Origin of the sequence: Serratia proteamaculans, from assembly GCF_004684015.1 — a bacterium.
GTDB lineage: Bacteria > Pseudomonadota > Gammaproteobacteria > Enterobacterales > Enterobacteriaceae > Serratia > Serratia proteamaculans_F.
The window spans coordinates 59,539-82,071 of record NZ_SRIA01000005.1 but is presented as its reverse complement, the minus strand read 5'-3'; the positions used below and the strand labels follow the sequence as shown (position 1 = coordinate 82,071).

The 22,533-nt window shown below is 53.6% G+C and carries 23 protein-coding genes and 4 tRNA genes; 6 read left to right on the top strand and 21 right to left on the bottom strand.

All coding sequences use genetic code 11. From position 1 onward, the window contains the following. Window positions 1–13 precede the first annotated feature (13 nt). The 3 genes from E5C26_RS04235 (at window position 14) to E5C26_RS04225 (ending at window position 1,882) form a co-directional block, all read left to right on the top strand. Window positions 14–487 (top strand): phage tail protein, encoded by a 474-nt coding sequence (locus E5C26_RS04235; protein ID WP_135315191.1) that lies wholly within the window; start codon window positions 14–16, stop codon window positions 485–487. After that, complete coding sequence (locus E5C26_RS04230; protein WP_135315190.1) at window positions 484–1,575, top strand: phage late control D family protein; 1,092 nt, start codon at window positions 484–486, stop codon at window positions 1,573–1,575. Before E5C26_RS04235 ends, E5C26_RS04230 begins: the two co-directional genes overlap by 4 nt. Window positions 1,576–1,663: 88 nt before the next feature. Then, complete coding sequence (locus tag E5C26_RS04225) at window positions 1,664–1,882, top strand: ogr/Delta-like zinc finger family protein (protein ID WP_017891661.1); 219 nt, start codon at window positions 1,664–1,666, stop codon at window positions 1,880–1,882. A 154-nt stretch (window positions 1,883–2,036) separates the two neighbouring features. Here E5C26_RS04225 and rplS read toward each other — a convergent pair whose 3' ends face one another. The 5 genes from rplS to ffh form a co-directional block, all read right to left on the bottom strand. Further along, complete coding sequence (gene rplS / locus E5C26_RS04220) at window positions 2,037–2,393, bottom strand: 50S ribosomal protein L19 (protein WP_012005300.1); 357 nt, start codon at window positions 2,391–2,393, stop codon at window positions 2,037–2,039. Window positions 2,394–2,447: 54 nt separating this feature from the next. Then, the gene (gene trmD / locus E5C26_RS04215) at window positions 2,448–3,215 is read right to left on the bottom strand and encodes a tRNA (guanosine(37)-N1)-methyltransferase TrmD (RefSeq protein ID WP_135315189.1); all 768 of its coding nucleotides are present in this window, start codon (window positions 3,213–3,215) and stop codon (window positions 2,448–2,450) included. Between the two features lie 52 nt (window positions 3,216–3,267). Beyond that, a complete protein-coding gene (gene rimM / locus E5C26_RS04210; RefSeq protein WP_037424830.1) occupies window positions 3,268–3,816 on the bottom strand; it encodes a ribosome maturation factor RimM in 549 nt (182 codons plus the stop codon). A gap of 18 nt (window positions 3,817–3,834) precedes the next feature. Next, on the bottom strand, window positions 3,835–4,083 hold the full coding sequence (rpsP, locus tag E5C26_RS04205; protein ID WP_004932501.1) for a 30S ribosomal protein S16: 249 nt from the start codon (window positions 4,081–4,083) through the stop codon (window positions 3,835–3,837). Between the two features lie 216 nt (window positions 4,084–4,299). Further along, window positions 4,300–5,661, bottom strand: coding sequence for a signal recognition particle protein (gene ffh, locus E5C26_RS04200; RefSeq protein WP_135315188.1), 1,362 nt, complete (start codon window positions 5,659–5,661; stop codon window positions 4,300–4,302). A 169-nt stretch (window positions 5,662–5,830) separates the two neighbouring features. Here ffh and E5C26_RS04195 point away from each other — a divergent pair, with 169 nt between their 5' ends. Together E5C26_RS04195 and E5C26_RS04190 are read left to right on the top strand one after the other, a co-directional pair. After that, window positions 5,831–6,622 carry a cytochrome C assembly family protein gene (locus E5C26_RS04195; RefSeq protein ID WP_017891659.1) on the top strand — a complete coding sequence of 264 codons (792 nt, stop codon included), beginning with the start codon at window positions 5,831–5,833 and terminating at the stop codon, window positions 6,620–6,622. A gap of 40 nt (window positions 6,623–6,662) precedes the next feature. After that, window positions 6,663–7,952: an HlyC/CorC family transporter gene (locus tag E5C26_RS04190; RefSeq protein WP_167796608.1), complete on the top strand. Its 1,290-nt coding sequence runs from the start codon at window positions 6,663–6,665 to the stop codon at window positions 7,950–7,952. 68 nt (window positions 7,953–8,020) lie between these two features. On the opposite strand, the gene luxS is transcribed toward E5C26_RS04190, so the two are convergent. From luxS to pncC, 13 genes are all read right to left on the bottom strand, one after another. Further along, window positions 8,021–8,536, bottom strand: a complete 516-nt coding sequence (gene luxS / locus E5C26_RS04185) for an S-ribosylhomocysteine lyase (protein WP_037424812.1) — start codon at window positions 8,534–8,536, stop codon at window positions 8,021–8,023. A 166-nt stretch (window positions 8,537–8,702) separates the two neighbouring features. Then, a complete protein-coding gene (gshA, locus tag E5C26_RS04180) occupies window positions 8,703–10,265 on the bottom strand; it encodes a glutamate--cysteine ligase (RefSeq protein WP_135315187.1) in 1,563 nt (520 codons plus the stop codon). An 82-nt stretch (window positions 10,266–10,347) separates the two neighbouring features. Next, window positions 10,348–10,776: a YqaA family protein gene (locus E5C26_RS04175; RefSeq protein WP_135315186.1), complete on the bottom strand. Its 429-nt coding sequence runs from the start codon at window positions 10,774–10,776 to the stop codon at window positions 10,348–10,350. Beyond that, window positions 10,773–11,339 (bottom strand): fructose-1-phosphate/6-phosphogluconate phosphatase, encoded by a 567-nt coding sequence (gene yqaB / locus E5C26_RS04170; protein ID WP_135315185.1) that lies wholly within the window; start codon window positions 11,337–11,339, stop codon window positions 10,773–10,775. The genes E5C26_RS04175 and yqaB overlap by 4 nt, the downstream gene beginning before the upstream one ends. A gap of 174 nt (window positions 11,340–11,513) precedes the next feature. Then, window positions 11,514–11,590: transfer RNA gene (locus E5C26_RS04165), tRNA-Arg, on the bottom strand. Between the two features lie 50 nt (window positions 11,591–11,640). Continuing rightward, window positions 11,641–11,717: transfer RNA gene (locus E5C26_RS04160), tRNA-Arg, on the bottom strand. A gap of 61 nt (window positions 11,718–11,778) precedes the next feature. Next, a tRNA-Arg gene (locus tag E5C26_RS04155) sits at window positions 11,779–11,855 on the bottom strand. A 3-nt stretch (window positions 11,856–11,858) separates the two neighbouring features. After that, window positions 11,859–11,951 (bottom strand) — tRNA-Ser (locus E5C26_RS04150). Between the two features lie 310 nt (window positions 11,952–12,261). Next, on the bottom strand, window positions 12,262–12,447 hold the full coding sequence (gene csrA / locus E5C26_RS04145; protein WP_002209449.1) for a carbon storage regulator CsrA: 186 nt from the start codon (window positions 12,445–12,447) through the stop codon (window positions 12,262–12,264). 252 nt (window positions 12,448–12,699) lie between these two features. Further along, window positions 12,700–15,327, bottom strand: coding sequence for an alanine--tRNA ligase (gene alaS, locus E5C26_RS04140; protein ID WP_135315184.1), 2,628 nt, complete (start codon window positions 15,325–15,327; stop codon window positions 12,700–12,702). A gap of 133 nt (window positions 15,328–15,460) precedes the next feature. Beyond that, entirely contained in the window at window positions 15,461–15,967 is a 507-nt protein-coding gene (gene recX / locus E5C26_RS04135) for a recombination regulator RecX (protein ID WP_135315183.1), read from the bottom strand. A 64-nt stretch (window positions 15,968–16,031) separates the two neighbouring features. Then, the gene (recA, locus tag E5C26_RS04130) at window positions 16,032–17,093 is read right to left on the bottom strand and encodes a recombinase RecA (RefSeq protein ID WP_135315182.1); all 1,062 of its coding nucleotides are present in this window, start codon (window positions 17,091–17,093) and stop codon (window positions 16,032–16,034) included. A 112-nt stretch (window positions 17,094–17,205) separates the two neighbouring features. After that, the gene (gene pncC / locus E5C26_RS04125) at window positions 17,206–17,694 is read right to left on the bottom strand and encodes a nicotinamide-nucleotide amidase (RefSeq protein ID WP_135315181.1); all 489 of its coding nucleotides are present in this window, start codon (window positions 17,692–17,694) and stop codon (window positions 17,206–17,208) included. A 249-nt stretch (window positions 17,695–17,943) separates the two neighbouring features. On the opposite strand from pncC, the gene E5C26_RS04120 reads away from it, so the two are divergent. Beyond that, window positions 17,944–19,335, top strand: a complete 1,392-nt coding sequence (locus E5C26_RS04120) for an MFS transporter (RefSeq protein WP_135315180.1) — start codon at window positions 17,944–17,946, stop codon at window positions 19,333–19,335. Between the two features lie 27 nt (window positions 19,336–19,362). Here the strand turns inward: E5C26_RS04120 and chbG are convergent, their stop codons facing one another. The 3 genes from chbG to E5C26_RS04105 form a co-directional block, all read right to left on the bottom strand. Further along, on the bottom strand, window positions 19,363–20,124 hold the full coding sequence (chbG, locus tag E5C26_RS04115) for a chitin disaccharide deacetylase (RefSeq protein WP_135315179.1): 762 nt from the start codon (window positions 20,122–20,124) through the stop codon (window positions 19,363–19,365). A gap of 153 nt (window positions 20,125–20,277) precedes the next feature. Further along, window positions 20,278–21,141, bottom strand: a complete 864-nt coding sequence (chbR, locus tag E5C26_RS04110; RefSeq protein WP_135315178.1) for a transcriptional regulator ChbR — start codon at window positions 21,139–21,141, stop codon at window positions 20,278–20,280. Further along, on the bottom strand, window positions 21,141–22,526 hold the full coding sequence (locus E5C26_RS04105; RefSeq protein WP_135315177.1) for a glycoside hydrolase family 1 protein: 1,386 nt from the start codon (window positions 22,524–22,526) through the stop codon (window positions 21,141–21,143). The genes chbR and E5C26_RS04105 overlap by 1 nt, the downstream gene beginning before the upstream one ends. Between the last annotated feature and the right edge of the window lie 7 nt (window positions 22,527–22,533).

Here is a 22,533-nt window from a genome sequence, read left to right as displayed (position 1 = left end):
AGGAGAAAAAACCATGATGCTTACCCTCGGCATGTTTGTTTTTATGCTGAAAACCGTGCCCTACCAGAGCATGCAGCGCAGCAGCAGTTTCCGTTGGCCAACCAACGCACGCATCGGCCAGCGCCCTTCCGCGCAGTTTTTGGGTGCCGACAGCGAAAAAATCACCCTGACAGGGGTGCTGATGCCGGAAGTCACCGGCGGAGCACTGTCGTTGATGACGTTGCAACTGATGGCTTCTCAGGGACGAGCCTGGCCGCTAATTGAAGGCAGCGGCACTATTTATGGCATGTATGTCATTGAGAGCATCGCTGAAACCAAAACCCAGCTTTTCTCTAACGGCAGCGCCCGGCAGATTGAGTTCACCATCAACCTGATGCGCGTTGATGAGTCACTGATCAGTATGTTTGGCGATCTGCGCCAGCAGGCGCTGGATTTGGCGGACAAGGCAGGGCAAGGCGTCCAACGCATTGGGGGGTTGCTGTCGTGATCACCCAAACGCCATTACCTATAGGGGCGCAAGTCGCCCCGGACTATGCCCTATTTCTGCAACAGCAGGACGTGACGGAAACCTTCAGGCACCGGTTGCTATCCCTGACCCTGACTGATAATCGGGGTTTTACTGCCGACCAACTGGTTCTTGAGCTTGACGATGCCGATGGCCAGGTGGTGATGCCGGCGCGTAATCAGGTAATTACCCTGAAGCTGGGCTGGAAGGGGCAGGGGTTAGTCAATAAGGGCAAGTTCACCATTGATGAAGTCGAGCATCAGGGTGCGCCGGACAAACTCACCCTACGCGCCCGCAGCGTCGACTTTAGAGGTTCGATGAATACCGCTCGCGATCGTTCCTACCATGACAAAACCCTGGGGGAAATCGTCAATGAGATAGCGAATCGCAACCGCATGGGCAACACGCTGGCGGCGGGACTGGCCGAAATAAAGATATCCCACATAGACCAGGCTCAAGAAACAGATGCCGCATTTATGACCCGGTTAGCCGCCATGAATGGCGCGGTGGCAGCCATCAAGGATGAGCGTCTGCTGTTTCTCATCCCTGGCTCAGGGCAAACAGTTTCAGGCAAACCCATAGCACCGCTTATCCTGCAGCGTAACGACGGCGACCGGCACCATTTTAACCTGGCCGATCGCGGAAATTACACCGGCGTTCGCGCCAAATGGCAGGATACCGAGAACGCCCAACCGCAACAGTTGACGGTCCAACGGCAAAATGGCGCAGCCAACGGCACAGAGAGTCCCAGCTATCTTGAGGGTGACAGCAATAACGTTTTCACCCTGCCCAGGGCCTATGCCAACAAAGAGAGCGCCATACGGGCAGCCAAGGCAACCTGGGAACGCATCCAGCAAGGAAGCGTGCAGTTTTCTATCAATCTGGCAATGGGCCGACCCGAACTTTATCCAGAGATGCCTATTCAGGTACGCGGATTCAAAGAGGCCATCGACCAGCAAAGCTGGATAATCAATAAGGTGGTTCACACATTAAACGGCAGTGGCTATGTCACAGAAATCGCTCTTGATGTGCTGACTCAACGGGTTGAATTCGCTATTATCGAATCTTGATTTTCATTTGAGTTTTAATCTTGCTTTTGCAAGTCATTGGGCTATTATAAGTCATATAACTTGATGCAGTCGAAAGAGGGATTCAACTATGATGCACTGTCCACTTTGCGGTAGCGTGGCCCATACTCGCTCCAGCCGTTACCTGAGTGAAGCGACCAAAGAGCGCTATCACCAATGCCAGAACATTAACTGTAGCTGCACCTTCGCCACGCATGAGTCCGTTGCGCGAGTGATTGTGAAGCCTGGCGATATTATTCCGGCTCAGCCGCACCCGGAAAAAGCCAAACCGCGCGCCGCCGCACTGTAACGCAAAGAGCCTGCCACCGCAGGCTTTTTTATATCTGCGGAAACTTACTTTTACGAAACTAAATCTTGCAAATGCAACCAACAGATTTTAAGCATAAAAAAAGGGGTCGGCATATTGCCAACCCCTTCATAGTTATTAACTTTTGGATGCAGCGTTAGCCGACGCGGTTCAGACGCTCTTTGATACGAGCAGACTTACCAGTACGCTCACGCAGATAGTACAGTTTGGCTTTACGAACGGCACCACGACGTTTAACAGCAATGCTGTCAATTACTGGTGAGTGAGTCTGGAATACACGCTCAACACCTTCGCCGTTGGAAATCTTACGAACAGTGAATGCAGAGTGCAGACCGCGGTTACGGATAGCGATAACCACGCCCTCGAATGCCTGCAGACGTTTTTTGCTACCTTCAACGACCCATACCTTAACTTCCACGGAATCACCCGGACGGAATGCAGGTACGTCTTGCTTCATCTGCTCTTGTTCAATTTGCTTAATAATGTTGCTCATAATATGTCTCTTACCCTAGGTAAACTGATATATCGGTCCCGTCGAGCCAATTGCTCAGACGTTCCCTTCATAGTCCTGCTGCTTGGTCTGAAGTTCCCGTTGGAACTCAGCCAGCAACACCGCTTGCTCGTCAGTCAGAGCTAGGCTTTCCAGAAGTTCAGGTCTTCTAAGCCAGGTACGGCCCAGCGACTGCTTTAAGCGCCAGCGACGTATCTCGGCATGGTTGCCCGACAGTAAAACTGGCGGAACCTCCATCCCTTCCAACACCTCAGGACGGGTATAGTGCGGGCAGTCCAGCAATCCATCGGCAAAAGAATCTTCTTCTGCTGAAGCCTGATGGCCCAGCACACCCGGTATAAAGCGGGCGACTGAATCAATCAGGGTCATTGCCGGCAGTTCCCCGCCGCTGAGGACGTAATCGCCGATTGACCATTCTTCATCAATTTCGGTTTGGATTACGCGCTCGTCTACCCCTTCATAACGACCGCACACCAGAATCATCTTCGGGTTGGCCGCCAGTTCGCACACGCCGGTTTGATCCAGCTTGCGCCCCTGAGGTGACAGATAAATCACCTTTGCTCCCTCGCCTGCCGCTGCTTTTGCTGCATGAATGGCTTCCCGCAAGGGTTGCACCATCATCAACATTCCCGGGCCGCCACCATAAGGGCGATCGTCCACGGTACGATGCCGGTCGTAGGTGAAGTCACGTGGACTCCAACACTGCACGCTCAGCAGGCCATTTTTTACTGCCCGGCCAGTCACCCCGTAATCGGTGATCGCGCGGAACATCTCAGGAAACAGGCTTACAATACCAATGAACACAAGCCAATCCCCATACTGTCATTCCACTTGTTTCGACCGTTTAATTCGGAGGTCAAAAACCAGGATCCCAATCTGCTTCAATCACGCGAGCAGTGAGATCGACTTTCTTGATAACCTGCCCATGAAGAAACGGGACCAACCGCTCCTTCATGCCGAACGCATCTTTCAGGTTAGCTTTCACAACCATCACATCGTTCGAACCGGTTTCCATCATATCGATGACTTTACCCAGTTCGTAGCCGGTGGTGGTGACGACCTGGCAGCCCATAAGGTCTTTCCAGTAATAATCATCACCCTCCAGCGGAGGAAGTTGTTTTGAATCTACCAAGATCTCGCGATTGGTCAGTAGATTCGCAGCATCCCGATCGTCAACGCCTTTGACTTTGATGATCAGGTCCTGACTGTGGCGCTTCCAGTCTTCCAACTCGACAAGCTGCCATTGACCCGCCTGCTGGATAAACCACGGCTGATAGTCAAAAATGCTTTCGGCGTTCTCGGTGGATGAAAATACTCTGAGCCAACCACGGATGCCGTAAGTAGACCCCATTTTACCGAGTACAATCGGCGCGATCGGTGCTACCGGTTTGAGTTGCTTGCTCATTGCCACCACCGCGACAGATTAAGCTGCTTTCTTAGCGTCTTTGATCAGCGCGTGAACGCGATCAGAAACAGTTGCACCCAGGCCGACCCAATGTTCGATGCGGTCCAGGTCCAGACGCAGTGCTTCAGCCTGACCAGATGCGATCGGGTTGAAGAAGCCTACGCGCTCGATGAAACGACCATCACGAGCATTGCGGCTGTCGGTCACTACTACTTGATAGAACGGACGCTTTTTTGCGCCGCCACGTGCCAAACGAATTGTTACCATAACATCCTCTTTAGTTAATAAAACAGCCGGGCCCCATTGAGGGAACGGGGCCCGGTTGCAATATAAAAAGCCCGAAAATTTTACTCATTTTGGCGCAAAAAGCAATCGAAAGCGTAGATCGTCGTCAACTACTTTTTATCGCCAGTAATATTTCGGGCGGTTTTCACCGCGAACGGCAAATGCTTAAACGCGCTCACCCCAGAGGGCAAGCGGCTATCAGCGGCCTGGGAAGCCCGGCGGCATCATACCTTTCATGCCGCGCATCATCTTCGCCATTCCGCCTTTCTTCATCTTTTTCATCATGCGTTGCATGTCGTCGAACTGCTTTAACAAGCGGTTAACATCCTGCACCTGCATGCCGGAGCCCACCGCAATACGACGCTTGCGCGAACCTTTGATGATTTCAGGTTTGGCGCGCTCTTTCAGCGTCATCGAGTTGATCATCGCCTCCATGCGCACCAAAACCTTGTCGTCCATCTGCGATTTCACATTGTCCGGCAGTTGGCCGGCACCGGGCAGTTTGCTCAGCATGCTGGCCATACCGCCCATGTTACGCATCTGCTTGAGCTGCTCCAGGAAGTCGGTCAGATCGAAACCGTCGCCCTTCTTCAGCTTGTTAGCCAGTTTTTCCGCCTGCTCGCGGTCAACTTTGCTTTCGATATCTTCGATCAGCGACAGCACGTCGCCCATGCCGAGAATACGCGATGCCACGCGGTCCGGATGGAATGGCTCCAGCGCTTCGGTTTTCTCACCCACGCCGAGGAATTTAATCGGCTTGCCGGTAATGTGACGGATGGACAGCGCAGCACCGCCGCGCGCGTCACCATCGACCTTGGTCAGCACCACGCCAGTCAGCGGCAGCGCTTCGTTAAAGGCCTTGGCAGTGTTGGCCGCATCCTGGCCGGTCATGGCGTCGACCACAAACAGGGTTTCCACCGGCTTAATCGCCGCGTGCACCTGTTTGATCTCGTCCATCATCGCTTCATCAACGTGCAAACGGCCGGCGGTATCGACGATCAGAACATCGTAGAATTTCAGCTTGGCCTGTTGCAGTGCACGGTTAACGATGTCGATTGGCTTGTCTTTAACATCGGACGGGAAGAAGTCGATGCCGACACTTTCCGCCAGCGTTTCCAACTGTTTGATCGCCGCTGGGCGATAAACGTCAGCGGAAACCACCAACACTTTTTTCTTCTGTTTTTCTTTCAGGAATTTGCCGAGCTTGGCGACGCTGGTGGTTTTACCGGCGCCCTGCAGGCCCGCCATCAACACCACTGCCGGCGGTTGTGCTGCCAGGTTCAGTTCGGTGTTCACTTCGCCCATTGCGGCAATCAGCTCGCTCTTGACGATTTTTACAAACTCTTGCCCCGGCGTGAGGCTTTTGTTGACTTCATGACCGACCGCGCTTTCTTTTACGCGATTGATAAAGTCCCGCACCACCGGCAGCGCAACGTCCGCTTCCAGCAATGCCATGCGCACTTCACGCAGGGTTTCCTTGATATTTTCTTCGGTCAGCCGCCCACGGCCGCTGATATTGCGCAGGGTGCGCGACAAACGATCGGTTAAATTTTCAAACATCGTCTCTTGCTCAACGTGTAATGACAGGCCGCTCTGGCGACATAATTGCGGCGATTATAACACGAAGCGTTAAGGATCTCTGCCTCAGCGTTGGAGATCGGTTGGAGTGGGACGCGCTCAACGCTATACTGACAATCCCATTCACCACGCCGAAGCAAAATTAAACGCTATGCCAGTTTTCTCCATTGTGGCTTTGATCGCCTACCTGCTCAGCCTTGGACTGATTATTCCCAGCTTGTTGCGGAAGAACAGCGCATACCGTCGGCTTGCTCTCGTCTCGGCGGTGGTGGCACTGGTTTGCCACGCCATCGCACTGCAGCAGCGTATTTTTGACGTCAGCGCCGGACAAAATCTCAGCTTGTTGAACATCGGCTCGATAGTCAGCCTGATCATCTGTTCGGTCATGACCTTCGTCGCCTCACGCGACCGCGGCTGGTTCCTGCTGCCGATTGTTTATAGCTTCGCGATGATCAATCTGGCCTTCGCCAGCTTTATGCCAGGTGAATTTATTACCCATCTGGAAGCCAGCCCGGAATTGATGGTGCACATTGGCCTGGCACTGTTTTCCTACGCCACGCTGATTATTGCCGCGCTGTATGCGCTGCAACTGGCCTGGCTGGACTATCTGCTGAAAAACAAAAAGCTGTCGTTCAGCGCCGATATGCCACCGCTGATGAGCATCGAACGCAAGATGTTCCACATTACCCAGATTGGGGTCGTGCTGCTGACGCTCACACTGTGCACCGGCCTGCTCTATATGGATAACCTGTTCAGCAAAGAAAACGTGCACAAGGCCGTCCTGTCGATCATGGCATGGTTTGTCTATATCGTTTTGCTGTGGGGCCATTACCATGAAGGCTGGCGTGGTCGCCGCGTCGTTTGGTTCAGCTTTGCCGGCGCCTTTCTGCTAACCCTGGCCTATTTCGGCAGCCGTCTGATCCAGCAAGTGATGGTTCGCTAAGCCCTCTGGCTATCTTTCTCCATACATAAGGAATACCGCGTTGGAGCACGTTTCGACAGGGACCCTGATCATTATCCTGGTGGTTATGATCGTGGTTTCCGCTTACTTCTCAGCATCCGAAACCGGCATGATGACGCTAAACCGCTATCGTCTCCGTCATCTCTCCAAGCAGGGCAACCGCTCTGCTCGCCGGGTCGAGAAGCTTCTGCAAAAACCGGATCGTCTGATCGGCCTGGTGCTGATCGGCAATAATCTGGTCAACATTCTCGCCTCAGCGCTGGCAACCATTGTCGGTATGCGCCTGTATGGCGATTTAGGCGTCGCTATCGCCACCGGTATCCTGACCTTTGCCGTGCTGTTGTTCGCCGAAGTGCTGCCGAAAACCTTCGCCGCGTTATATCCGGAGCGCATCGCCTTTCCCAGCAGCGTCTTACTGGCACCGCTGCAGAAGGTGATGTTTCCGCTGGTGTGGCTGCTTAATGGCATCACCACGCTGGTCTTGCGCCTGTTCGGTATCCACACCAATGTGCGGGTCAGCGATGCCGTCAGCAAGGACGAGTTGCGCACCATCGTTAATGAATCCCACTCACAGATTTCTCGCCGCAATCAGGACATGTTGATTTCCGTGCTGGATTTGGAGAAGGTGACGGTCGACGACATCATGGTGCCCCGCAACGAAATCGTCGGTATCGATGTCAACGACGACTGGAAGTCGATCATGCGCCAGCTCACCCACTCGCCGCACGGTCGCATCGTGCTATACCGCGGCTCACTGGATGATGCCATCGGCATGCTGCGGGTACGTGAAGCCTATCGCCTGATGACCGAGAAGAAAGAGTTCAACAAAGAGAACCTGCTGCGCGCCGCCGATGAGATTTACTACGTGCCTGAAGGCACGCCGCTCAACGTCCAACTGGTAAAGTTCCAGCGCAATAAAGAAAAAGTCAGCATCGTGGTGGACGAATACGGTGATATTCAGGGGCTGGTAACGGTCGAAGATATCCTGGAAGAAATCGTCGGTGATTTCACCACCTCCATGTCACCAACGCTGGCGGAAGAGGTCAATCCGCAAAGCGACGGCTCAGTCCTGATCGACGGTACTGCCAACGTGCGCGAGTTGAACAAGGCATTCAACTGGACACTGCCGGCCGCCGATGCACGCACCATTAACGGCATGCTGCTGGAAGAGCTCGAAGAGATCCCGGAGGTGGGCACCCGGGTCCGGGTTGGCCATTACGACGTCGACATCCTTGACGTGCAGGACAACATGATCAAACAGGTGCGGGTCACGCCGATAAAATCGCTGCAATCGAGTGTTCAACAACACTGACCGCCCACCAGAAAGGAAAAAAGACGCGAACATCGCGTCTTTTTTTATCGCTGTAGCCAGATGTCGAACTAGATATGCAGTTCCTGCAGCTTCTCTTTCGGCAGCGCCAGCTCTTCGTTGTGGTTCACTACCACGTCGTGATCAAGAATGTGCTTGGCAATTTCCTGTGCTTCTTCCAGTGAGTGCATGTGGTAAGTACCGCACTGGAACTCATTCAGCTCAGGGATTTTGCGCTGATCGGTCACTTTCAACACGTCGCCCATCGCGGCTTTCCAGGCATCGGCAACACGCTGCTCTTCCGGCACGCCAATCAGGCTCATGTAGAAGCCCGTACGGCATCCCATTGGGGAGATATCGATAATCTCAACGCCCTGGCCATTCAGATGGTCACGCATAAAGCCGGCAAACAGGTGTTCCAGCGTATGGATGCCGCGTTCAGGCATCACTTCCAGATTCGGGCGGCAAAAGCGCAGATCGAATACGGTGATAGTATCGCCATGAGGAGTTTTCATGGTTTTCGCAACGCGGACAGCCGGGGCTGCCATGCGGGTATGGTCTACGGTGAAGCTATCCAGCAGTGGCATTTCGTTACCTCCTCGTAAAAGAGTATTTATTTCGAAACTTTTTTATCTATCCAGGAAACCTTTTCTAACTCAGCGAGTCTGAATATGTGAAAGACGCGCATTTGTTATCATCATCCCTGTCATCAGAGATGCATATTTGGCCACATTGATGTGGCCTTTTTCTTTTTCAGCTCCCGCCATGTAGCTTCAGGAACTCTTCAAAGCTTAGCGTATCACTGGCTTCTATGTTGCGTTGACGCTGCCATGAGGCTTCCTGCTCCTTCGCCAGCTCGGCTTCAGTCAGGATTTCCAACGGCTCTTCAATCAGCATCTGACGGTATTGCTCAGCCAATTGCAGACCCACACGACCGGTACCCTCTTCCTTCATCGCTTTCAGGATGCGGGCCGAGAACGTCAGTTCCGGATCGTCAAACGCTGCAACCAGTTCGTCACACACTTGCTGATACTGGCGATCGCCCGCTTCACTATCCAGCACTTCTGCCACGCGGCGCAAATCGTCAAACAAGGCTTTGCCTACTTTTGCCAACGGCTCACGGCTGTCATCACAACCGATGCCAATGGTCTGGCCCGGTTTACGCCCTTCGAGGATCACCCGGTTCCAGTTTTTGCGCGTGCAGAGCAATTCATCACTGCTCATCTCCGGCGCATCGGCCAACACACACCATACCAGGAACAGGTCCAGGAAACGTGCCTGCACCGCATCCACGCCGATTGGCGAGAACGGGTTGATGTCCAGCGAGCGAACCTCGATGTATTCGATACCGCCGCGCAGCAGCGCATCTGATGGTGTCTCACCGCTTTTTGTCACCCGCTTCGGCCGGATCGGCGCATAGAGTTCGTTTTCGATCTGCAGCACGTTACTGTTCAACTGCAGATGACGATCGCCATCTTTCACACCTAATTTGGCAAACTCTTCCGAAGGCGTAACAATCGCCCGCTTCAGGCCTTCAACATAGCTTTGCAGGTCGTTAAAGGTAATGCCCAGATTGCTTTGTGATTTATTGGTGTAACCCAGGTCACTCAACCGTAGCGAAGTGGCATACGGCAGATAACACATCCCTTGCTCGGTACGCTCAAACGGCAATGAAGTTTCGCGCCCTTTCAGGAACGAGGAACAAATTGCCGGCGATGCGCCAAACAGATACGGGATCACCCAACCAAAACGGTAATAGTTGCGGATCAGACGGAAATAGCCGGCTGAAATCTGTTCCTTACCGCTTTCGGCATCTTTAACGCCGGCCCATGCCTGCCAGAACTCCAGCGGCAGGGAAAAGTTGTAGTGCACGCCGGAAATGGTCTGCATCAGCGCGCCGTAACGGTTCTTCAACCCTTCACGGTATAACGTCTTCATGCGGCCAATATTCGACGAACCGAACTGCGCCAGTTCAATGTCCTGCTCGGCCTCAATAAAGCACGGCATGCTGAGTGGCCACATGCGCTCTTCACCCAGGTTACGCGCTACGTGACGATGAATATCACGCAAGAACGTCAGCAGGTGATCGAGGTTGTCGTCAACCGGCGTAATAAACTCTAACAGCGCCTCGGCAAAATCCGTGGTTATCCAGTGGTGCGTTAATGCCGCCCCCAATTTTTCCGGATGTCCGGTTGTTGCCAGCTTTCCGTCTTCGGTGACGCGCAACGTTTCACGCTCAATACCGCGACGAATGCCTTTTAATGCATGGGGATGGGCTTCCAACCAAGAAAGCGCCTGGGATACGTCCGGGATCAAATTGACCTCCCGCTTCTAAAAACAAGAACTCGTAAGCATACTGAATCTGCACCCGAGAGAATATTGAGTTATATTCACGTCGTTAATGCCACCAGGCCATTCCCTGTAGCGTTATCATAGTCAAAATGATGTAACGCAGCGCCTTTCCGATACACAGAAATAGCGTAACAGGGCCCCAGGGCATGCGCAGCCAGCCTGCCAACACGCACAATAAATCGCCCACTACCGGTACCCAACTGAGCAACAGCGCAGCCGGGCCGAAGCGTTGCATCCACCCAAGCGCTGTATCCAGCCCTCGCTGTGGTTTCAACGCCGGTAACAGGCGCCCGATAATGACATTGGTCAGCCCACCGAGCGTATTGCCCAACGTCGCGGCCAGCACCAATAACTCCGGTGAGACACGGCTGTTGGTCAGCAAGGCAACCAAAATAATCTCTGAATTTCCCGGCAGCAACGTCGCACTGAGAAAGCTGCCGCCGAATAACGACATCACGGCCAGCGTACTACTCACAGCGTACGAACGTCTACCACGGCCATATTCGCGCTTTTCGCCGCCTGAATGCCGAAATCTGCGTCTTCAAACACCACGCATTTCTCCGGCGGTACGCCAATCAGTTCAGCACAGCGCAGGAAAGTGTCTGGTTCCGGCTTGTGACGCTGCACATCATCGGCACCCACGATCGCATCGAAGCAATGAAACAGACCCAGATGGCGCAGCAAGGTTTCCGCCATACGATGCTCGCTACCGGTACCTACCGCCATCGGGCGGCGACCATGGTAGGCTTTCACTACCTCGATCAACGGCAAGGGCTGTACGCTGTCCAGCAGCATCGCCTCAACAGAACGGGTTTTCTCTGCAGCCAGCTGGTGGGGATCAAGATCGGCCTGATGACTGGCAATGATCGCCTGGGCAATGCGCCAGGTCGGAGAACCGCTCAACGCCATCACCGCGGGCTCATCAAACGTCATACCGTAACGGGACAACACTTCACGCCACGCCTTTCGGTGCGTCGGCTCGGTATCGAGAATGGTGCCGTCCATGTCGAAAATAAGACCCTGATAGCGGTCGTACATCGTTACTCCATGATCGTTGAGGAAAGAAAACTACTTTAGCGTAAAGCCGGAAGGTTGTCGCTGATCGCGTAATAGCGGAATGTGCTGTGCACAAGAGGAAAGATGATGGAATTACAGCAGCGTATCGCCGAATGCCAGAAAGCGAAAAACCCGCCTTGGCGGGTTTTTCTTAGATGGTGCATCCAGGAGGATTCGAACCTCCGACCGCTCGGTTCGTAGCCGAGTACTCTATCCAGCTGAGCTATGGATGCATTACTATTTTTGGTTTGTCTGCTTGAAGGAACAAGTTTGACAGAAAGAATGGTGCATCCAGGAGGATTCGAACCTCCGACCGCTCGGTTCGTAGCCGAGTACTCTATCCAGCTGAGCTATGGATGCACAGGAATTCTTTTTTGATACCGTATGGTACGTTGTTACTACCCCACCATACTGCAAAATATGGTGCATCCAGGAGGATTCGAACCTCCGACCGCTCGGTTCGTAGCCGAGTACTCTATCCAGCTGAGCTATGGATGCAAATGGCGGTGAGGCGGGGATTCGAACCCCGGATGCAGCTTTTGACCGCATACTCCCTTAGCAGGGGAGCGCCTTCAGCCTCTCGGCCACCTCACCATACGCTTCTTGCGAATTGTGCCTAACTTGCTTTGGAGAAGCTCATCGGCACTGCGTGGCGCACATATTACTTTCTCCGACTTTTAAGTCAAACAATTTTTCCCATCTCATGTGCGTTTGCACAATTCACACTCAACATGGGCGATTTCACGTCAAAAAGATTGTTTTATCAACAGACAATAACAGTGGATCAGCAAACAAAGTGGGAGGAGTTGCAGGAAGAATTAACAGGGTAAGTCAGAGGATGGTCTGTGGGGGGCATAAAAAAGCTCAGTAGCGTCTCGCTGAGCAACGAGACGCTGCATCGAAATCAGTAAGTCGTCGGTTGAGACTTCTCTGCCTGAATGCGCTGATAGATTTCTTCGCGGTGAACTGACACCTCTTTGGGGGCATTCACACCAATACGAACCTGGTTGCCCTTGACCCCTAACACTGTGACAGTGACCTCATCGCCAATCATGAGGGTTTCACCAACTCGACGAGTCAGAATTAACATTCTTTGCTCCTTGAAAGATTAAAAGAGTCGGGTCTCTCAGTTTCCCCGTCATTATCCATCATATGCTGCGAAAACGTAAGTCATGTAATCCACAATAAGTGTAAGCAGACTTGGTCTCACCTCAGATAATGATAAGTTTAGCCGACCTGAAAAACTTTGTTCCCGTAATTGTAACCAAATTGTGTTAGCACAGGTTAAAAACGCCATAATCAGTAATGAGTTATGGCGTTTGTAAGTGCTATTTATTTATATTCACAGTTTCGAGGCCACCCAGGCTTCTACGCTGTCTAATGCCGCTGGCAGGGCGCTGACATCTGTCCCCCCGGCCTGCGCCATATCAGGGCGTCCGCCCCCTTTACCGCCAACCTGCTGCGCTACGTTACCGATCAGCTCGCCGGCTTTTACCCGGTCGGTCAGATCTTTGGTCACGCCGGCAATCAGGCTCACCTTATCATCCGCCGTGGTGGCCAGCACGATAATCGCCGAACCCAGTTGATTTTTAAGGTCATCAACCATAGTACGCAGCATTTTGGCCTCAACATTATCCAGTTGGCTGACCAACAGCTGTACGCCGTTAACCATTTTCGCCTTGCTGGACAATGAAGCGCTTTCTTGCGCCGCCTGCTGGTCTTTCAACTGCTGCAGCTCTTTTTCCAATGCGCGGGTACGATCGAGCACCGCACGCACTTTGTCCGTCAGGTTATTGCTGTCACCCTTAACCAGATGAGCAACGTCCTGTAACAGATCGTTTTGCTGATGCAAGGTGGCAATCGCGCCGTCACCGGTAACCGCTTCAATACGGCGGATACCCGCGGCGGTACCAGACTCACTCAGAATGCGGAACAGGCCGATATCGCCGGTACGGCTGGCATGGGTGCCGCCACACAGCTCCGTCGAGAAGTCGCCCATGGTCAGTACGCGGACGTTGTCGTCATACTTCTCACCGAATAGCGCCATAGCGCCCTTCTCTTTGGCATCATCCAACGCCATGACCTCGGTTTGCACCGGCAGGTTACGACGAATTTGTTGGTTCACCAAGTCTTCCACGGTGCGAATTTGCTCCGGCTTCATCGCTTCAAAATGCGAGAAGTCGAAACGCAGGTATTTATCGTTAACCAACGAGCCTTTCTGCGCCACATGCTCACCCAGCGTCTGACGCAGTGCAGCGTGCAGCAGGTGGGTTGCGGAGTGGTTCAGACGAATGCGGTTACGGCGAACGGTGTCGATCTGCGCGTCAACGCGGTCGTTCACCTTCAGCGAGCCATGAGACAGCTTGCCCTGATGGCCAATAGCCTGACCGTATTTCTGGGTGTCGCTCACTTCAAAATCAGCGTTGGCGGCTTTCAGCACGCCCTTATCGCCAACCTGGCCACCGGACTCACCGTAGAACGGGGTCTCGTCCAGTACCACCACGGCTTCTTCACCGGCATGGATCTCGTTCACCGGTTGACCATCACGGAACAGCGCGGTCACGGTGGACTGCTGTTGCTCGTGGTCATAGCCGCTGAATTGGCTGGCGCCATCTACTCGGATCATGCTGTTGTAGTCTGCACCGAAGCCGCTGGACTCACGCGCACGGCGGCGCTGTGCTTCCATGGCCTGCTCGAAACCGGCTTCATCCACTTTCAGACCACGTTCACGGCACACATCCGCCGTCAGATCGACCGGGAAACCGTAAGTGTCGTACAGACGGAATGCAGTTTCACCATCCAGGGTATCGCCCTGCAAGTTGGCCAGTTCTTCGTCCAGTAGCGTCAAACCACGTTCCAGAGTGCGGGCAAACTGATCTTCTTCGGTTTTCAGCACTTGCTCAACCAGTGACTGCTGACGCTTCAGTTCGTCGGCTGCCGGGCCCATCACTTCGATCAGCGGTGCAACCAGCTTGTAGAAGAAGCTGTCTTTCGCGCCCAGCATGTTGCCATGGCGAACGGCGCGACGGATGATGCGGCGCAGAACATAACCACGACCTTCGTTGGACGGCGTCACACCGTCCGACACCAGGAAGGCACAAGAACGAATGTGGTCGGCGATCACGCGCAGGGATTTGTTATCCAAATCTGTGGCACCGGTTACCTTGGCCACGGCGGCAATCAGCTTGCTGAACAGGTCGATTTCATAGTTGGAGTTCACGTGCTGCAATACTGCGGCAATACGCTCCAGCCCCATACCGGTATCTACCGACGGTTTTGGCAGCGGCAGCATAGTACCGTCGGATTGACGGTTGAACTGCATGAAAACGAGGTTCCAGATCTCAATGTAGCGATCGCCGTCTTCTTCCGGGCTGCCCGGCGGGCCACCCCAGATATGATCGCCGTGATCGTAGAAAATCTCGGTGCACGGGCCGCATGGACCGGTATCGCCCATCTGCCAGAAGTTGTCAGAGGCAAAGGCGCCGCCTTTATTGTCGCCAATGCGGATAATACGTTCTGCCGGCACACCAATCTGCTGCTGCCAGATGTCGAAGGCTTCGTCATCGGTTTCATAGACGGTCACCCATAGCCTTTCTTTCGGCAGGTTAAACCAGTTTTCACCGGTCAACAGTTCCCACGCGTAGCTGATGGCATCGTGTTTGAAATAGTCGCCGAAGCTGAAGTTGCCCAGCATCTCAAAGAAGGTGTGGTGACGTGCGGTATAACCGACGTTCTCCAGATCGTTATGCTTACCGCCCGCACGCACACAACGCTGTGAGGTGGTGGCTCGGGAATAGGCACGCTTGTCCAGCCCCAGGAAAACATCTTTAAATTGGTTCATGCCGGCATTGGTAAACAGCAATGTCGGATCATTGTCAGGCACCAGGGAGCTGCTCGCTACAACCTGATGGCCCTTACTATGAAAGAAATCGAGAAACGCTTGACGGATCTCAGCGGTGCTCTTGCTCATAATTTTCCCGGAAAGGCTAGAATAACGACACGTGAGCAAGATACGCGACATCCTGACGATGGCATCTAACTCACGAACAAAAAGTGGGGATAAGATAAATTTTCTTCAGAGGGAAGTAAAACCCCGTGTGCGTTCATTGCGCAAAATCACGGTAAATTGACTGAATTTCTTCCTGAAAGAAGCCACGATAGAGCAGATAACGCTGCACTTTGGCTTTCTCCTTCCAGTCCGTTGGCAATGATTCGCCAAATTTACGTTGAGCCACCTGCTTGGCCTGCTCACACCAGTCAATCTCGCACTCCGCCAGCGCCGCCTGCGTCAGTTCTTTATCCACACCTTTTTGCATCAATTCGGAGCGAATGCGCTGCGCGCCATAGCCTTTACGGCTGCGGCTGCCTATATAACTGCGGGCAAAACGTTGATCGTCCAGCCAGTTATGCTGGTAGCAATAGGCAATAACCTGTTCTATAACGGCAGGATCGACGGGTTCTTCAGGGAGCGGAGCGGAGGACGAGGGAGTTTTGGTGCCAAATCTGGCTTTCGCCATAAATGGCTGCGCCGCAAGTTTGCGGCGCAGTTCAGCTTCACTATGATCGCGTTGCGACAGCAGGCGCATGGCGCGGCTTAGCAAGTCATTCATTTTTCAAGCCTGATTTAGTTGACGTCCGTGAACCTATAACGGTGTTCACGAACGCCAGCAGCGATTAAAACTCTTCGCTGGTTTCAGCTTCGTCATCGAAGCCTTCGTTGGTTGCAGCAACCAGTTCGCCGTTGCTGTGCAGCAGCAGTTCACGCAGTCTTTTATCCAACTCAGCAGCAACCGCCGGGTTTTCTTTCAGGAAGTTACAGGCGTTTGCCTTACCCTGACCGATTTTATCGCCGTTGTAGCTGTACCAGGCGCCGGCTTTCTCGATCATCTTGTGCTTAACGCCCAAATCGACCAGTTCGCCACGGCTGTTGATACCTTCACCGTACAGGATTTGGAACTCAGCCTGTTTGAACGGCGCAGCGATTTTGTTTTTTACCACTTTTACGCGGGTTTCGCTGCCGACCACTTCATCGCCTTCTTTCACCGCGCCGATACGGCGGATATCCAGACGAACAGAAGCGTAGAATTTCAGTGCGTTACCACCAGTGGTGGTCTCAGGGTTACCGAACATCACACCAATTTTCATACGGATCTGGTTGATGAAGATCAGCAGGGTGTTGGCGTTTTTCAGGTTACCGGCCAGCTTACGCATCGCCTGGCTCATCATACGCGCCGCCAGGCCCATGTGTGAGTCACCGATTTCGCCTTCGATTTCCGCTTTTGGCGTCAGCGCCGCTACGGAGTCAACGATGATCACATCGACCGCGCCAGAGCGGGTCAAGGCATCACAGATTTCCAGCGCTTGCTCACCGGTGTCCGGCTGCGAACACAGCAAGTTGTCGATATCAACACCCAGCTTTTTCGCATAAATCGGATCCAGCGCGTGCTCGGCATCGATGAACGCACAGGTTTTACCTTCGCGCTGTGCCGCAGCGATAACCTGCAGCGTCAGGGTAGTTTTACCGGAAGACTCCGGGCCATAAATTTCAACGATACGACCCATTGGCAGGCCGCCCGCACCCAGTGCGATGTCCAGTGACAGTGAGCCGGTAGAGATCGTTTCTACGTCCATAGAACGGTCTTCACCCAGACGCATGATGGAGCCTTTGCCGAACTGTTTCTCAATCTGGCCCAGTGCCGCAGCTAGCGCCTTTTGCTTGTTCTCATCAATAGCCATTTTTGCTCCTTCGTTACGCAATGTCGGTGTTACCCCACACTGCCACTGATTGTATGTTGTGCAGGAAATGTCACTAATTATACTGTATGGTCATACAGTATCAAGCCTAATTTTACAAAAAATCATCAAGCGCGGTTTGCAGCGCAAAAATCGTCGCCTGAAGCCGCACTGCATCGCGATCGCCGGAAAATTGCTTCCTGTATGCCAGTACCCGCCCAGAGCCGTCGGCAAAGCCAAACCAAACGGTGCCCACCGGTTTTTCCGCACTGCCGCCGTCCGGTCCGGCAATACCGCTGACCGACAGCGCCAGACTGGCCCGCGCCGCGTGCAATGCTCCTACAGCCATCTCGCGCACCACCTCTTCGCTCACTGCGCCATGGGCCGTCAGGGTCGCTTCTGCCACGCCCAGCAACTCATGTTTCGCCGTATTGCTGTAGGTGACAAAGCCACGATCGAAATAGGCAGAACTGCCGGCAATGTCGGTGATGGCTTTGGCAATGCCGCCACCGGTGCAGGACTCCGCGCAGGTGATCCACTGGCCATTGGCCTTCAGTTTTTCGCCCACCGCAATACTGAGTTTACGCAGTTGATCTTCACTCATAACCTCTCCTTAGCGAATCAGGTATATGCGCCCGATAGTAGCATTTATCAAGCTTGCCTGACGGCGCGATGACAGAAATGCGCGGCGCTTAGCAGGCGAGGCGGTGTTAAGCAGCAAACCAAACTGCTAGTATCGAATGTAGCGCTCGGGTTAACGGGCGGTGTTTTGCACGAGGGATCTCACCGGGTTGTCTTTGCCGTCAGCAAGGCCAGCCCCAGGGCAAACCAGGATAAAGATTAGGATGATAGAGTGAAAAAAACGTTAGGCGTCTTCTTTCCGTTGTATACCACCACCCTGCTGATGCTGCTGGGTTCAGGGTTGCTCACCACTTACATCTCCCTGCGTTTAACCTCTATCCACGTGACCGGTGCGCTGATCGGGGCAATTATTGCCGCCAACTACATCGGCCTGGTGATCGGCGGCAAGGTCGGCCATTTTCTGATTGCTCGCGTCGGCCATATCCGCGCCTACGTTTCCTGCGCCGGCATTATCACCGCGGCGGTGCTGGGGCATGGCCTGACGGAATACATTCCCATATGGGTAGTACTGCGGCTGATTATCGGCATGTGCATGATGTGTCAATTCATGGTACTGGAAAGCTGGCTGAACGATCAGGCGGAATCCAATCAGCGCGGTATGGTTTTCGGCTTTTATATGGCAGCCACTTATCTGGGCATGTCATTGGGTCAGGTGGTGTTAATGCTGCAGAGCAATCTCGGCATCACTACTCTGCTGGTAATTGCCCTGTGCTTTGCACTCTGCCTGGTGCCTATCGCCCTCACCACCCGCACCAATGCACGCCATATGTCACCGGCCCCTATGGAGTTGCGCTATTTTATCGGCGCCATTCCCAAAGTGTTGGCAACCACGCTGGTGATCGGCATGGTGGTGGGCTCCTTCTATGGTTTGGCACCGGTGTACGCAAGTCTGCAATCGCTAACCACCCAGCAAACCGGCCTGTTTATGGCGATAGCTATCTTCGCCGGGCTGGTGGCGCAGTTCCCGCTCAGTTGGCTGTCAGACCGTTACAACCGTACGCTGCTGATGCGTATCAACGCCATTTTATTGATCGTAGCTTCCCTGCCGCTGGCGCTGCTGCCGCACATTGATTTTCCGGTGTTGCTGGTAGTGGGCTTTATCGTCAGCATGTTGCAGTTCACGCTGTATCCGCTGGTCGTCGCCCTGGCGAACGATTTGATCGAACCGGAGCGGCGCGTATCCCTGGCGGCCTGTTTGCTGATGGCCTTCGGCGTCGGGGCCAGTATCGGCCCATTGGCGGTCGGTTCACTGATTGAACCTCTGGGCGGTAATATTCTGTATGCCTTCTTCTCGCTTTGCGGCGTGTTGCTGGTGGGCTTCAGTCGGACGGTGAAACAGGACGAGTCGCAGTTTGCGCAGGATGCACCACTGCCGCATATTCCCCTGCCGGATAGCCTGACCAGTTCCCCACTGTCTCCGGCGCTGAACCCAACCTTCGATGAGCAGATCATCCATGACACCATGCCGCCACCGGAAGCGGCACCTGATCCGGTAGAGCCACAGACCAGTGAAATTTCGGAAGAAGAAGCCGATGAGCCCATCCCGCAGGGTGCCGATCCTGATGAGGATACCGGGCTGAAGAAAGCCCACTCGATGCTCTAAGCAGGCAACCCCAGAGGCTCGGGCAGGCTACAGGTCGAGGAAGGAGCCCAGACGGTAGCCGCGCTCTGCGATGGCGTTTTTGATGCCCGGCGAGGTCAAAACGTCTACTTCGGCAAGCCGTGGATAGCAATATTTGCTCTCTAAAATGGTCCTGTCCAAAAACGCCGGATGGCACATCATCTCCACCGATTGGGCACCGCGCTGGTCAGTACGCTCGAGCACTTGCAAGAACAGTGCCTCGGATATTTCCTCACCATAAAAGCCCGCATCAAACCATTCGGTGCTGCGGCCATAGCGCAGTGGAATGCCTTGCCGTTCCACCTCCTCGCGTCCTATGCGCAGCGGCAGGGATTTGGACTGGGCAAAAGCCTCTACCAGCGGATAAATCTGCGGCAACATATGCACATGATGATGGCTGTCGATATGCGTCGGCGCCTTGCCGAACACCGCCACGAATTTGTCATATTGACTCACCAACTCGTCGTGGATCTCATCCAGATCCAACAACTCGGCCCCAGCCCTTTCCCATAACCACTTGCCCAATTCCCCACCTTCGTTGACCAGCGACGGCATGGCAGTCAGGGGTTTCCCGTGGGTCAGCACAAAGTGCAGGCCAATCTGCAGCCCGGAATAAAGCTGGCTGAGCCTGGCAGCATGGTGCACATCCGCGCTATTGACCATGGCAGTGGTTGAAGAGACAACCCCGTAGTGATATGCCTCGATAACGCCATAGTTTTGGCCCTTGCTCAGACCAAAATCGTCAGCATTCACTATCAGTAACTTTTCCATTTTGGCATCCATTTAACAAATTTTTGGCAAGGGAATACCGTCCGTCAGGTACGGCAATTCCCCTTCGCTTAAGCAAAGAAATTTATCTCATCAGGCTATTGGCGGCCTGAAAGGCATTCGGAATATCGGCGTTGATGCTTATCGGGATCGGCCCTAAATAGGGCCGTAGAACTTTTTTCGGTAATTACCCGGCGTCACTTCAGTGAGTCTTTTAAAGTTTTTAATAAACAGGCTCACGTCGCCATAGCCCGAATCAAAGGCGATATCCGAGACCGAGTAGTTGGTAACCTCAAGCTGGGTTTTAGCGAAATTAATACGGATTTCATTAATCACCTGCATCGGTGTTTTATGGTAATAACGTCGCATTGCCCGGGTCAGGTATTCCTGCGTTTTCCCCGACAGCTCAACCATATTGAGCAACGCCTTTTCACCAAACATCGCTTTATCATGCATGCCGGCCAGGGTGTTCTTCAGCCACTGGGGAATATCATCCCCCTCGCCGCTCTCTTCCTTATAATGACGAATGCGACTGATGATATAAAAAGTCAGCGTTTCCAGAAATTCGGCAAAATCATCCTCACGGAACTGTGGCGAACTGACCACCGACTCGATATAAGCCAGGAACTCATTCTTCAGGCTATAGGCCTGAGAAGCGACAAAACAGCGAGGCAGCTGCTGCAGGTAGTTTTCTTCAAAGAAAACCTTGCCGACCGCCACGTTAAAGATCTTCGCAGCGCCGAACTCATAGAAGCTCTGGTGATGCGAGCCAATGGGGATAAACACAAAATCCCCCCGCTCCAGCAGCACCCGCTTGCCGTTAATCTCCTGGTAGCATTTGCCGCTCAGGACGATGGTGAATTCGTAATAATCATGCTGATGCAGCCCGGTGGCGCTCTCCACTTTGTTATAGATAAACAGATGGAAATCTTTGCAGTTAAAAAAATCCTGCTCCCGAATCAGCTTAACGTCGTTCGCATTCAGCGAAACCAGGTTGTCAGACACTGCGCACGCTCCCATTAATCAAAACCGTTTTGCCTGGCCGTCTCGGCAAACCAATAGCCGCTCTTTTTGATCGTGCGTTGCTGGCTGTCCCGCTCCAGCCGAACCAACCCGTAGCGATTTTTGTAGGCATTCAGCCAGGACCAGCAGTCAATAAAGGTCCACAGATGGTAGCCCTTGCAGTTGGAACCCTCGGACAACGCCTGATGCAACCATTTCAGATGGTCGCGAATGAAGTCGATTCGATAATCGTCCTCTACCCGCCCACTGGCACCGATGAAAGCCTCTTCGCCTTCTACCCCCATGCCATTTTCTGAAATATAGCAGGGAATGTTGCCGTAGTTTTCCTTGAGATCCATCAGGGTGTCATACAGGCCTTTTTCATAGATTTCCCAGCCACGGTGCGGGTTAATCTTGCGGCCCGGCATCTCGTAATAGCTGAACAAGTCTTCCGGCATCGTTACCGGGTCGCTGGCCCGATAGCCTGGCTTCGCTTTGACCCGGCGCGGTTGGTAGTAATTGACGCCCAGAATATCCACCACCCCATCGGCAATCAGCTGCGCGTCTTCCGGCGCGGTCTGCGGCAACAAGTCATTGGCGCGCAGTATATTCACCAGATCGTCCGGATAGCGCCCTTTGGTCACCGGATCGAGGAAACTTTTGTTCAACAGCAGATCCGCATGATGGGCGGCAACCAAGTCTTCCTGGCTGTCCGAACGCGGATAGGTCGGACTCAGGTTCAAAATAATGCCTACGGAGCCCTGGCTCCCCAGTGCCCTGAACTCGCTCACCGCCTTGGCATGAGCCAAAACGCTGTGGTAAGCCACTGCAATCGCCCTTTTGAAATCAACCACACAAGGATAATGCAGGTCGTTCAGATACCCGGCTTCGACCGGGACAATCGGCTCATTGAAGGTGAACCAATGGCTGACCCTATCGCCGAAAAGGCTGAAACAGGTTTTGGCATAACGCGCATAGGCATCAACCACCGCCCGGCTTTCCCAGCCACCCTGTTGCTGCATGCACAGCGGCATATCGAAATGGTAAAGGTTGATAAATGGCGTAATGCCCTGAGCCAGCAGGCTATCGATCAGTGCATTATAGAAAGCGACCGCCTTCGGGTTCACTTCGCCATCCCCTTGCGGGATCAAGCGCGACCAGGAGATCGAGGTTCTAAAGCTATTGTGCCCAAGGGCCTTTAACAGCTGGATATCCTGCTGGAAATTATCATAAAAGGTGGAGGTTTCGGATGGGCCAACCTGATGATGAAAGCGTTCTGGTGCAATCTCATACCAGTAATCGAAGATATTTTGGCTTTTGCCATCCCGCGCGGCTGCTCCTTCCGACTGCGGAGCCGAGGTGGCGCTCCCCCACCAGAAATCGTCAGCAAATTGATATTTCATCCGAAGC